Annotated in this window: 4 protein-coding genes; 3 read left to right on the forward strand and 1 reads right to left on the reverse strand. The window is 64.2% G+C overall.

The features are described from left to right. Positions 1 to 7: 7 nt before the first annotated feature. Positions 8 to 9,307: an autotransporter-associated beta strand repeat-containing protein gene (locus PWG15_RS21105; protein ID WP_275025933.1), complete on the reverse strand. Its 9,300-nt coding sequence runs from the start codon at positions 9,305 to 9,307 to the stop codon at positions 8 to 10. 482 nt (positions 9,308 to 9,789) lie between these two features. Between PWG15_RS21105 and PWG15_RS21110 the strand changes: the two genes are divergently transcribed. The 3 genes from PWG15_RS21110 (at position 9,790) to PWG15_RS21120 (ending at position 13,385) form a co-directional block, all read left to right on the forward strand. Further along, positions 9,790 to 11,352: a tetratricopeptide repeat protein gene (locus PWG15_RS21110; RefSeq protein ID WP_275025934.1), complete on the forward strand. Its 1,563-nt coding sequence runs from the start codon at positions 9,790 to 9,792 to the stop codon at positions 11,350 to 11,352. A 384-nt stretch (positions 11,353 to 11,736) separates the two neighbouring features. Continuing rightward, positions 11,737 to 12,624 carry an amino acid ABC transporter permease gene (locus tag PWG15_RS21115; protein ID WP_275025935.1) on the forward strand — a complete coding sequence of 296 codons (888 nt, stop codon included), beginning with the start codon at positions 11,737 to 11,739 and terminating at the stop codon, positions 12,622 to 12,624. Further along, positions 12,624 to 13,385 (forward strand): amino acid ABC transporter ATP-binding protein, encoded by a 762-nt coding sequence (locus PWG15_RS21120; protein WP_275025936.1) that lies wholly within the window; start codon positions 12,624 to 12,626, stop codon positions 13,383 to 13,385. Before PWG15_RS21115 ends, PWG15_RS21120 begins: the two co-directional genes overlap by 1 nt. The last annotated feature ends 30 nt before the right edge of the window (positions 13,386 to 13,415 follow it).

The following is a 13,415-nucleotide window of genomic DNA, read 5'->3' on the forward strand; positions in this document are numbered from 1 at the left end:
AGGGCTTTCAGAACTTGATGTTGAGATTGACGCGAGCGGACTGATCGGAGACGTCCGAGCCGAACTGGCCCGCATAGGTCACGCCGAGCGTTGCGCTTGGCGAAAGGGCGTAGTCGAGACCGGCTTCAATCACAGCCACGTTGCGCGCGATTGGAACCCCTGCGATCGAAAAGGTGTCGCCGCCACCGGCAAAGCGCATCGCCGAGAGTGGCAGCACATCACCGAAGGCGTGACGCCAGCCTGCCATGCCTTTGACCGTCAGGGCCGCGCCGTTGAGGTCGAAGGTGGTCGAGGCGCGAAGACCCAGTGTCGTCAGCGTCGATTCGGTCGTGTCGCTCTGGCCGCCGAGTGCGGCAGCGCCGCCGCTCTCGGTGAAGCCATCCGTATGAACACTGACAAGAGCGACATTGGCAAAGGGCTCGAACCGGGCCGCGCCCATGGGGAAGCCGTAGCCAAGTTCGCCGAAGACCTGCGCCGTGCCTGCATCGTAGTCGCCCTTCAAGGTGTTGTTGAACCCGGGGATGTTGACGTTCCGTGAGGTCGAGACGTCATGCCAGGTGTAGGCGGCACCGGCCCGCAGGGCGAGATCACCCCAGTTCGCGCCGCCATAAAGGCCAACGTGGTAGTTATCGCTCGAACCGGACGAATAGCGGTCCTTCACGTCAAAACTGGTGTGGCTGTAGCCCGCGATCGCGCCGAAGCGCCAGTTGTCGAACGCCGGGGCGTCCGCTCCAGCGAAGAATCCACCCGTCGAGCGGTTGAGACGCGCGGCGTTGCCGTCGCCATCGGTGTGCCCCCAGGAGCCGAACCCCTGGCTCCAGAACGCCAGGCGATCGGTTGTCGCGTCGACCGCGACCGGCTTGCCGTCGACATAGCTCGTAACCGTACTGTTCGCGGTGTCGACCGTGTCAAAAGCCGCGCGAAGGCGTTCGTTGATGGCGTTGCGGGTGAAGCGGCTGTCTTCGGTGAGCGCCGACTTCAGCGATGCATGGATCTCGCCCGACAGCTGGTCGAAGGCGTTTCGCGCCTGCGGTGCCGACAGGTTCGTGATGGCGTTGTAGACCGTATTGCTTCGGCCGAGGCTTTCGACGCCGTCGCCGGTGGCGATCTGGTTCGGTGTCACGCCGACGCTGGAGAAGTCGATATTGTTGCGGGTCAGCTTCAGATAAGCGTTGCTGGCGTCGTAGCTGAGTGAAGGATCGAGGAAAGCGAGGTTCGAGCTCACGCCGCCGAAAGTGCCGCTCCGGCCGCCGTTGGCGGTCAGGATCGTGTACTTTGTCTCCGGCGCATAGCTACCCGTGTCCGCCAGAACCTTGACCGAGCCTCCGCCGATGGTCGCCGTTCCGGTGGCAACGATCCTGTCTGACTGGCCGGCCGCGTTCACCTCGACCTCGTAGGTCGAGCCTGCTGCAAGGGTAACGTTTCCGGCGACGTTGAGCGTGCCGATCGAGTTGCCCGGGGCGACCGTGCCCGAGACCTTCACGTTGCGCACCGAACCGGAACCTTGCAGACGACCGCCAGCCAGCACGTCGACGGTGCCGCCGAGTACGCCGTTGACCGAGAGCGTGCCGTTCCCGACCGTGGTTGTCCCGGAGAAAGCGGAGGAATTGCCGGTCAGGTTAAGCTTGCCCAGGCCAGTCTTGTTAAAGTCGCCATTGCCCGAAAGCACGCCGGCATAGGCCGCGTTGGCGGCCTGGTCGAACGCCAGGGATGCGCCCGAGGCGATGGCGGCATTGCCTGTGAAGCGTTCGGCTGAGGAGACCAGCGCGCCGGCCTCCACTGTCCAGTCGAGCGATGACGTGCCGGTCAGGGTGAGCGCGCCCGCGCCGCGCTTCGTCATTGTGCCGCGCGCGCCGTTGAGCGCGCTGATATCGCCGGCAAAGCTCGCGTCACTGACCTGGTCGAAGGCGACCGATCCGGCATTGCGAATGTCGCCCGAGATCGACCTTGCGTTGCCGATCAGCGTGCCGGCCGCAACCAGGGTGTTGCCATAGGCGTTTGCCCCGTTGTCGAGCCTCAGCGTGCCATTGCCCTGCTTGATCAGGTCGCCGCTGCCAGAGACGATCCCGGTCACACCAAACTCAGTATTCGCGGCAACATCGAAGCGACCGGCCTGCCTCAACGACACGGCGCGCGCGGTGTCGAAGCTCGCCGTGGTCATGAGCGTACCACCCGAGAAGCTCAAGCCGCCCGTGGTCGCGCCGAGATTGGCGTCGCGCGAAATGGACAGCACGCCGCCTGCTATCGTAGTGCCGCCCGTGTAGCTGTTGCTTCCGGTCAGGATGAGGGTGCCCGCGCCGGCCTTGGTCAGTGAACTACCGCTCCAGCCCGTGGTGGAATTCGCCACCTGGTCGGCAAGTGCTGCGCCCACCGTGAAGCTGTCGGTGGCATCGGTCAGCGTGAAGGTGCCATGAGCGAGATTGTTGCCGGCGGTCCAGCTCAGGCCATAACTTGCGAGGTACTGCAGGTTGTCGGCGGATTTGCGGGCGGACACGGTGAGATAGTCGACCGTGCCGTTGAAGCCGCCCACGGTGACGCTGGCGAAGTCGCCGCTTATACCAGAGCGGGTGTCGATCAGCACCTTGTCGAGTTGGCTCGCATCGTTGATGCCGCCGATGCTGAAGGCGACGCCATCGCCGATCGTGACGCGGTTGGCGGTCAGCGTGGAGCTGTTCGTGCCGGCGACGACGGACAGCGCGGTGTCGTCGTCGAGGGTGACTGCCCGTTCGACGGTCAGGGTCGTTGGCGTCAGGATCGCCAGCGTGCCGCCGGTCACCGTCAGGTTTCCGCCCAGACTGTTGCTACCGCCCGCGCTGCCGTCGCCGAACTGCAAGCGCCCACCGGAGACGATGGTGTCGCCCATATAGGCATTGCTGCCGGTCAGGACCGCTGTGCCTGAACCGATCTGCTGCACAGTGCCGCTGCCCGAGATCGAGCCGGAGAAGGTGAGCGTGTCAGAGCGGTTGAAGGCCAGCACCCCGTGGTTAAGAACGTTGCCGGCAATCGCGCCGCTCGCACCGCCATTGCCGATCTGGAGCGTGCCGCCTGTGACTGTGGTGCCGCCGGTATAGGTGTTGTCGCCGGTCAGGATTGTGGTGCCGGAACCGACCTGTCGCACTGCGCCGTTGCCCGAGACGGCACCGGCAAAGTTGAACGCGTCGCTGCGATTGAAGGCGAGCACGCCGTCGTTGACGACATTGCCGGTGATCGATCCAGTCGCGCCGCCATTGCCGATCTGGAGCGTGCCGCCCGCGACCGTCGTTCCGCCGGTATAGCTGTTGCTGCCCGTCAGGATCGTGGTGCCGGTACCAGTCTGCCGCACCGCTCCTCTGCCCGAGATGGCGCCGGCGAAGGTGACGGCATCGCTGCGGTTGAAGGCGAGCACGCTGTCGTTGACGACATCGCCCTGGATCGAGCCGGTCGCGCCGCCATTGCCGATCTGGAGCGTGCCGCCGGCGACCGTCGTTCCGTCGGTATAGCTGTTGCTGCCGGTCAGGATCGTCGTACCGGAACCGATCTGCCGCACCGCGCCGTTGCCTGAGACGGCGCCAGCGAAAGTGAACGCATCGCTGCGGTTGAAGGCGAGCACGCTGTCGTTGACGACATCGCCAAGGATCAAGCCGGCCACACCGCCATTGCCGATCTGGAGCGTGCCGCCCGCGACCGTCGTTCCGCCGGTATAGCTGTTGCTGCCAGTCAGGACCGTCGTACCGGAACCGATCTGCCGCACCGCGCCGTTGCCTGAGACGGCGCCAGCGAAAGTGAACGCATCGCTGCGGTTGAAGGCGAGCATGCCGTTGTTGACGACATCGCCCAGGATCGAGCCGGTCGTACCGCCATTGCCGATCTGGAGCATGCCGCCCGAGATCGTGGTGCCTCCCGTGTAGCTGTTGCTGCCCGTCAGGATCGCGGTGCCTGAACCGGTCTGCCACACCGCGCCGTTGCCCGAGATGGCGCCGGCGAAGGTGACCGCGTCGCTGCGGTTGAAGGCGAGCATGCCGTTGTTGACGACATCGCCCAGGATCGAGCCGGTCGTACCGCCGTTGCCGATCTGGAGCATGCCGCCGGCGACCGTCGTTCCGTCGGTATAGCTGTTGCTGCCGGTCAGGATCGTCGTACCGGAACCGATCTGCCGCACCGCGCCGTTGCCTGAGACGGCGCCAGCGAAAGTGAACGCATCGCTGCGGTTGAAGGCGAGCACGCTGTCGTTGACGACATCGCCAAGGATCAAGCCGGCCACACCGCCATTGCCGATCTGGAGCGTGCCGCCCGCGACCGTGGTGCCGCCGGTGTAGCTGTTGCTGCCCGTCAGGATCGTGGTGCCTGAACCGGTCTGCCGCATCGCGCCGTTGCCCGAGATGGCGCCGGCGAAGGTGTGCGCATCGCTGCGGTTGAAGGCCAACACGCCGTCGTTGACGACATCGCCCAGGATCGAGCCGGTCACGCCGCCGTTACCGAGCTGCAAGACGCCACCCGAAATCGTCGTCCCGCCACTATAGGTGTTGCTGCCGGTCAGGATGAGCGTGCCCGCGCCGGCCTTGGTCAGTGACGTGCCGCTCCATCCCGTCGCGGGGCTTGCCACCTGGTCGACAAGTGCTGCGCCCACCGTGAAGCTGTCGGTGGCATTGGCCAGCGTGAAGGTGCCGTGGGCGAGATTGTTGCCGGCGGTCCAGCTCAGGCCGTAGCTGGCGAGATATTGCAGATTGTCGGCCGATTTGCCGGCGAACATGGTCAGATAGTCCACCGTGCCGTTGAAGCCGCCGACGCTGACGCTGGCGAAGTCGCCGCTTATCCCAGAGCGGGTGTCGATCAGTACCTTGTCGAGCTGGCTCGCATCATTGATGCCCCCGATATTGAAGCCGACGCCGTTGCCGATCGTGATGCTGTCGGCCGACAGCGCGGGGGTGTTCGTACCCGCGACGATGGATAGCGCAGTGTTGTCGGCAAAGGTTACGGCCTGGGCGACGTTTACGGCTGCCGGCGTCTGGATCGCCAGCGTACCGCCGGTCACGATCAGGTTGCCGCCGAGCGTGTTGGTGCCGCCCGCGCCGCCGCCGCCGAACTGCAACTGGCCGCCCGCGACCGTAGTGTCGCCGGTATAGGTATTGTTGCCGGTCAGGACCGTTGTGCCCGTACCGATCTGCTGCACGGCGCCGCTGCCCGAGATGGCGCCTGAGAAAGTGAACGCGTCGCTGCGGTTGAAGGCGAGCACACCGTCGTTGACGACATCACCCAGGATCGAGCCGGTCACGCCGCCATTGCCGAGCTGCACCGTGCCGCCTGAAATCGTCGTGCCGCCGATGTAGCTGCTGGTGCCGGTCAGGATCGTGGTGCCTGAACCGATCTGCCGCACCGCGCCGTTGCCCGAGACGGCACCGGCAAAGGTGAACGCGTCGCTGCGGTTGATGGCGAGTACGCCGTCATTGACCACATCGCCCAGGATCGAGCCGGCCACACCGCCATTGCCGATCTGGAGCGTGCCGCCCGCGACCGTCGTTCCCCCCGTATAGCTGTTGGCTCCGATCAGGACCGTTGTACCGGAACCGATCTGCCGCACGGCGCCGCTACCCGAGATGGCGCCTGAGAAAGTGATCGCATCGCCGCGGTTGAAGGCCAACACGCCGTCGTTGACCACATCCCCCAGGATCGAACCGATCGTACCGCCGTTGCCGAGTTGCAACGTGCCGCCGGTGATCGTGGTGCCGCCGGTGTAGGTGTTGGTGCCCGTCAGGATGGTGGTGCCTGAACCGATCTGCCGTGTAGAACCGCTGCCCGAGATTGCGCCTGAGAAAGTGAGCGCATCGCCACGGTTGAAGGCCCAAATGCCGTAGTTGACGACATCGCCCAGGATCGAGCCGGTCGCGCCGCCATTACCGAGTTGCAACGTGCCGCCGGTGATCGTGGTGCCGCCGGTGTAGGTGCTGGTGCCCGTCAGGATGGTGGTGCCTGTGCCGATCTGCCGTGTAGAGCCGCTGCCCGAGATGGCGCCGGCGACGGTGACGGCATCGCTGCGGTTGAAGGCTAGCACGCCGTCGTTGACGACGTCGCCGGCGACCGAGCCGGACACACCGCCATTGCCGATCTGGAGCACGCCGCTCGCGATCGTGGTGCCACCGGTATGGGTACTGCTGCCGGTCAGTACCGTCGTACCGGAACCGATCTGCCGTACCGCGCCGCTGCCGGAGATCGCGCCGGCGAAGGTGACGGCATTGCTGCGGTTGAAGGACAAAATGCCGTCATTGACCACATCGCCCAGGATCGAGCCGGCCACACTGCCATTGCCGATCTGGAGTGTCCCGCCCGCGACCGTCGTGCCGCCGGTGTAGGTGTTGGCGCCCGTCAGGGTCATGGTGCCGGAGCCGATCTGCCGTACCGCACCGCTGCCGGAGATCGCGCCGGCGAAGGTGGCGGCGTCACTGCGGTTGAAGGCCAAAATGCCGTCGTTGACCACATCGCCCAGGATCGAGCCGGTCGCGCCGCCATTGCCGATCTGCAAGGTGCCGCCTGAAATCGTCGTGCCACCGGCGTAGCCGTTGGCGCCCGTCAGGACCGTCGTACCGGAACCGGTCTGCCGCACCGCGCCATTTCCCGAGATCGCGCCGGCGAAGGTGGCGGCGTCGCTGCGGTTGAAGGCGAGCACGCCGTTGTTGGCCACATTGCCCAGGATCGAGCCGCCCACACCGTCGTTGCCGATCCGGAGCACGCCGCCCGAAATCGTCGTTCCGCCACTATAGGTGTTCTCTCCTGTCAGGGTCAGCGTACCGGCGCCAGCTTTGACCAGTGAGCCGCCGGTGCCACTGATCGTCCCGCTCACATCGGTCGACAGGCCGTTCGAGCCGACAGTCAACTCGTTGTCACCAAGCAGATAGGAGCCGCCGCCGGCGATCGAGCCCGCGGTCAGTTTTTTATTGCCGGCGGAACCCGTCGATCCCGAGAAATCGACAATACCCGCCGCGCCATTGGTGATCTCGGCATCGCCGGCATTGCTGTTGTGGAGGAATGCCAGGCTGGAGTTGTTGGTGATCCTGGCGCTGCCAGCTGTGGTGGTCGAGCGGAAGGTCAGGGTGTCGTTGTTCGTGATCCTGGCGCTGCCCGCCCCGCTTGCATCATAAAAGGTAAGGTCGCGGTTGTTGGTTATCTCTGCGCTGCCGGCCGTGCTGCTGTCGTAGAAGGACAGCAAGGCGTCGTTGGTGATGCCGGCGTTGTCTGCAGTACTGGTGTTGTGGAAATTCAGAAAGCTGCCGCTGTTGTTGGCAATGGTGGCAGTTCCAGCGCGGCTGTTGTCGTAGAAAAGAAGATCGCTGTTGTTGGTGATATTGCTGTTGCCAGCCGTGCTCGTGTCGTGGAATTCGAGGAAATTGCTGTTGGTCACGACAGCGCTGCCAGCACTGCTGGTGTTGTAGAAATAGAGTTCGCCGGTGTTGGCGATCGTGGCACCGGCTGCGCTTGAGGTGTTGTAAAAATATGTTTTTCCGGCGTTCGTGATACCGGTAACACCCGTGGTGTCGGCATTGGTGAGCGTGAATGTACCGGCGCCGTTCACATTGACCTGGCCCCGGATCGAGCCCGCCGTGCCGGCAGTGCCGAGTTGCAGTTCGCCGGCATGAACCGTGGTGCCGCCGGTATAGGTGTGGTTGCCCGTGAGGATTGTCGTCCCGGGACCGCCTCTCGTCAGATTTGCCGCGCCTGCGAGTGTCGCACCGACAGTGCCGTTGCCCCAGAGGTTGAAGGCATTCGTAGCCTCGATCGTGCCGGCGCCCGAGATGGTACCGCCATTGAAGGCCAGGGTCTGCAGGCTGAGCTTGCGGCCCGCAGCAATGTTCAGCGTCGCCGTGCCGGAGTTTGTGAGTGTAGACACGCCGAACATGTCGCCGCCGGTGAGCGACACCAGGCCATTGCCTTGGTTGTTGATGTTGCTCATCCGCACATCGACGTCACCGCCGACAACATTGATCCGGCCGCTGTTGTTGACGTTGCCGGTGCCGGGGGAAAGCTGCGCCGTACCGCCCGGGCCATTGAAGTTAATGATCCCGCCGGCGTTGTTGTTGATATCGCCATTGTCCATGACGACACCGTCGGTGCCGACATCGATGGTGGCATCGTTGTTCAACGTGTTGCCCGTGCCAAAGAGGACCGAACCAACGCCCAGGGTGATCCTCCCTCCCGAGAAATTGGCGATTGTCCCGGCCGACAGGGTGTTGCCGTCGCCGATCGTGATCGTGCCTCCGGCATTGCTGAGGCTCGTGAAGCCGGTCGCATCGCCGGACGCGCCGAGGGCGAGGGTGGCGCCGCCATTGACCTGGACTGTGTTGTTGAAAACGCCCGCAAGGGTCGTTGCGCCGGCATTGAGATCAATCGCACCGATGCTGCCGGCAAGAGCCGTGATGGTGTTGGTACCGCCGGTAATAACGATGGCGGATGAAAGACTACCGGGCGAGACGCCTGCCCCGCCGCGCGCACCACCGGCAATCGTTCCGCTGTTCGTGATGCTCAGGTTTTGGCCGATGATGCCGTAGCCGCCGGCCTGCGGGCGATAGGGCTGGACGTTGTGGTAGTCCGTTCCGCCGCCGCCGCCCTGGATCGTACCAGAATTGGTGATTGTCAGTCCGCCGGAGGCGGTGGCGGTGATGCCGTTGCCGCCATTGCCGCCCACGCCGTTGCCCGAGGGGTTGGCGAATGAGTTGGGGATTCCTGGCCCGCTAACGTCCGCGCCGCCACCACCATTGCCGCCCGATATCAGGCCAGAATTGGTAAGGCTCGTTCCCGTCGTGACGATGATGCCTGACCCGCCGCCACCGCCGCCGCCGCCGCCGGCGTAGTTCCAGGATTGCGCCCAATTGGCGTTCCCGAAGCCGCCATTGCCTCCATTGCCTCCCTTGATTGTCGCATTGTTGACCTGGTCGGTGGATAGCGTGAGGCCTGCACCACCCGCGCCGCCGCCGCCGCCGCCCGCGCCAAGCCCGTAGCCGCCACCGCCGCCGCCGCCACTGTCCGAAGCGCCCCCCGAGCCGCCGCGATTGCCTGAGCCGCCCGTATCGCCTCCACCTCCGCCGGTGCCGGTCGCCGAGCCATCGCCGGCAGTGCCTGCCCCGCCACCGCCGGCGGCAGTCGAGTAATTCGGCGCATTTCCGCCGGCAGCACCGTTTTGGCCGATACTGTCTGCGAGTGCAGGCCCGGAGGCGACGATCAGCGCCAGTGGTGCGACGGAGTTTGCAAGGGTCGCAGCCAATGAGGCGACGAGACCCAGTGCGGGGACGCGCAGCGCGGACCGGTTGGCGCGCGCCTCATCATTCCTGGTAGTGCTCACAGAAATGCTCCGCATGCTTTGGCGTCGGTGTTGAAGTCGCCGCTGCCCGGAGAGGCGAGCCAAAGCGCATCCTGCGCCGACCCCAAGAGCTCGCGTGAAGACATAGGTTCCCTCCGCCTGGATCAGGGGCCGATTTCCGCAGCGCATAGAGGCCTCTGCCTTCCCGCGCTTGCCGCGAATCGTGTTCCCCGCGATCGTGCTGGTTGTGTTCTTGCGCCGTATGTCAGTGAGGGCCGGGAAAAGTCCTGAAAGGGCGTCGGGGAAATTCTGAAATTTTGTTGAATTTCGCCTTTCCCGCAGGAAATCGAATGGCTTAATTACCAATCTTCTTGTTCTTGGCAGAACGCCGGAGTTCCGGGGATATCATCGCGGGAGGCGGAGGCCCGGTGCTCAGATTTGTTGGATATGAACTCGATGCGCAGCGGTCCGAACTGCGTGGGCCCGGCGGCGAAACAATCAAGCTCAGGCCCAAGGCTTTCGATTTGCTGCAACTGCTCGCATCCAACCCGGGCAGGGTCATCGGCAAGCACGAGCTGATGGCGGCGGTCTGGCCGAACGTCCATGTCGGCGAAGACAGCCTGTTCCAGTGCGTTCGGGAAGTTCGCGCAGCCCTCGGCGATGACAGTCGGCAATTGATCAGAGCGGTCTCGGGCCGCGGCTACCTGTTTGAGGCCGAGGTATCGACAGTGCCGGGCGCGCTCGTGCCGGAAAAACCTCAGCCGCAGGTCGGTCCTGAAGCGGAGAATGGATCGACGGGGCGCTGGCTCGATGCCAAGATGCGCCGCCGCGCCGCACTCGTGGCTGTGGCCGGGTTCGGCCTGTCGGCCCTGGCGGTCGCTGCAACGCGGCTTCCCCGGTTGGTCACGGGCTCGCTTCCAACGGTCGCCGTCATCCCCATGACCGCTGCAAGCAACGATCTGCTGGCTCTGCGGATGGCGGCAGGCGTCAACCGCGACCTGACCGACGGACTGGCGGAAATCGAGACGATCCGGGTGGTCATACCGCCCGGCGGCGCCGTGGCGGCAGCCGACTTCGTCGTAAGCAGCGAACTGGAGAAAACCGAAACAGCGTGGAATTTGCGCGCGCGCATGACCGAGCCGGCGACCGGCGCGGTCAAGTGGACCAGCTCGGTGCAGGTCGGCCTGACCGGTGCCAACGAGCAACTCCAGCAAACGCGCCTTACAGCCGGCCTGGGCCATGCCCTGGCGCTACGCATCAACGTGCTCCTGAACGCTGGGCAACTTTCGGCCGACGGATTGCCGGCGGGCAGCACCAAGGCAGCCATCGAACAGGCAACGGCTTCGATCAACCAGACGACGCCAGAGCGCTTCCGCGCCGCACAGGCGATGCTCGAACAAGCGCTTGCCGACGACCCGGAAAATATCGACCTGCAAGTCGCGCTTGCGGCATTTCAGCTGCGCGGGATTCAGATGGCCTGGTTTCCCGCTGCGGAGCGCGAAACGGTCGAGAACCGCGTCGGCGAGATTCTTGAGCGCGCCTTGCGCGCGCAACCGAATTACATCCCCGTGCTCGAAATGCACTGCCGGTATCTGTCGGCGACCAACCGCTTCGTCGAAAGCCTGGTGGCCTGTGGCAAGGCACTCACGCTCGATCCATGGAATGGAACCGTGCTCTATCTCACCGGGCTTTCCCAGGTCTTCCTGGGGCGTTTCGACGAGGCCCTGGCAACCTTCGAGCAAGCCGACCGGTTCGATACGCCCCAGGTCGCCCGCTGGACGTGGGCGATCGGAGCAGGTTGGGTCCACATGTTGATGGGCCGGGCCGAAGAAGCACTGCCCTGGCTTAAGCGATCGATCGCGATCACGCCGGCGAGCGGTCGTACGCATTTCCTGCTGGCAGCAGCCTATCAGCAGTTGGGCCGGACCGACGAAGCCAGAGCGGCCTTGGCGCAGGCCATGAAGCTGAGGCCGGGTTCGACAGCGCGCAATCTGCCACCACCCACCGAGAACACCAGTCCGGTTTATCTCGGCGCGACCGAACGCCTCGTGGACCTGATGATCGCTGCCGGGTTGCCCGAGGATTGACCCGCGTACGAGCAGCGCAGACGGGCCGATGGCAGGCACCAACGTTTCTGTGCCGTACCTTCGCCGTTAAATATGCTTCCCCGGCATAGCTCGTTGAAAAATCTTCGCGCTCGCGAAAATTTCGCCGTGCGTGATTTCAAACGGATCGGAGCCGATCGCGCGGCTGACCTTCACAAAGTCGGCTCTGCAGGATTCACGCCGCATTCCTCGAGTTCAAACATGGTGGTGCCAGGCCAATCGGAACGCCGAAACAGCAGACGTTGTGATTTATGCGTTCAACGCATGAATTGTATGTCGATATCTCGTTTGTGCCGGCCGCGCCGTCTGGAATAGGCTGACACCAATCCAGAACAACAGTGAAGCGCGAAGCTTCGGGGAACCTCAATGAGCGATACCAGACTTGCCGATCCCGGCCAGTTTGTCGTCGTGCCGCGACGCAAGATCGGCACGAAGATACTGGCCCTCGTTTTCATCGCCATGCTGATCCTGCTTGTCAGGGCCTTCTGGCTCGGCGACATCGCCTGGAGCTATGTCGGAGAAAACCTGCTCTCGAAGGCGGTGATGGCCGGCGTCGTCAACACCATTATCATGACCTTCTGCGCCATGGCGCTCGGCATTCTGCTGGGGGTCCTCGCCGCCGTGATGCGCATGTCCGACAACCCGGTGCTTCGAAGCGTTTCCGTCGGCTATATCTGGCTGTTTCGCGGCACACCGGCACTGCTGCAACTGCTGCTGTGGTTCAATCTCGCCTTGATCTTCCCGACGATCGGCATTCCCGGTCTGTTTTCGCTGCGCACCGTCGATGTGATGACGCCTTTCGTCGCCGCCTTTCTGGGCCTTGGTATCCAGCAGGGCGCCTACACGGCGGAGGTGGTGCGCGCCGGCCTTCTCTCGATCGATCGCGGACAGACGGAAGCCGCCCTGTCGATCGGCATGACCAAGCTTCGCGCCACCCTGAAGATCGTCCTGCCGCAGGCGATGCGGGTGATCGTGCCGCCGATCGGAAACGAGACGATCGGCATGGTCAAGCTGACCTCGCTTGCCAGTGTCATCCAGTATTCCGAGGTGCTGCGCAGCGTCGAGGACATCTACTATGTCAATTCGCGTGTCATCGAACTGCTGATTGTCGCCGCCATCTGGTACATGGCCGTCGTCACCGTGCTCAGCATCGCGCAGATGTACATCGAGCGATACTTCTCCAAGGGGTGGGGCGCCACCCGGCGAACAGAAGCCGCACCGGCACCGCAGACCACAGTCGAGGAGGCCGCCTGATGGAACCGCTTATCGTCGCCCACGGCCTTCAGAAGTACTTCGGCACCTTCCACGTGCTTCAGGATATCGATTTCAGCATCAGCAAAGGTGAAGTCGTCTGTATCATCGGCCCGTCCGGCTCGGGAAAGAGCACGTTTCTGCGCTGCATCAACCAGCTCGAAAGCATCGATGGCGGCTACGTGACCGTCGATGGCGAGATTGCCGGCTACCGCCGCGACGGAAACCGCCTCTATCCACTCTCCGACGTTGAGATTGCAAGGCAGCGCCAGTCGGTGGGCATGGTCTTCCAGCGCTTCCATCTCTTCCCGCACCGCACGGTGCTCGAAAACATCATCGAGGGGCCGGTTGGCGTCCAGAAGCGGCCTAAGCAGCAATGCGCCGAGGAAGCGCGCGCCCTGTTGAAACGTGTCGGCCTTGCACACAAGGCGGATGCCTATCCCGGCGAGCTTTCAGGCGGCCAGCAGCAGCGCGTCGCGATTGCCCGGGCGCTGGCGATGAAGCCGAAGGCGATGCTGTTCGATGAGCCGACGTCGGCGCTCGATCCTGAACTGGTCGGCGAGGTGCTTGGCGTCATGAAGGAACTGGCAGCCGCCGGCACGACGATGATCGTCGTCACCCACGAGCTCGGCTTCTGCCGCGAGGTTGCCGACCGGGTCGTGTTCATGGACGCGGGCCGGATCGTCGAAACCGGGACGCCGGCCGAGATCCTGGAACGTCCCACAAATCCCAGAGTGAAGAGCTTCATCTCTGCGGTGCTTTGAAAACCAAGAAACAGCCTCAAGAGGAGAATG

The sequence above is a fragment of the Ensifer adhaerens genome (genome assembly GCF_028993555.1).
Lineage (GTDB): Bacteria > Pseudomonadota > Alphaproteobacteria > Rhizobiales > Rhizobiaceae > Ensifer > Ensifer adhaerens_I.

Coding starts and splice junctions, on each gene's coding strand:
- PWG15_RS21120 (WP_275025936.1), top strand. CDS start 12,624: ATGGAACCGCTTATCGTCGCCCACGGCCTTCAGAAGTACTTCGGCACC.
- PWG15_RS21115 (WP_275025935.1), top strand. CDS start 11,737: ATGAGCGATACCAGACTTGCCGATCCCGGCCAGTTTGTCGTCGTGCCG.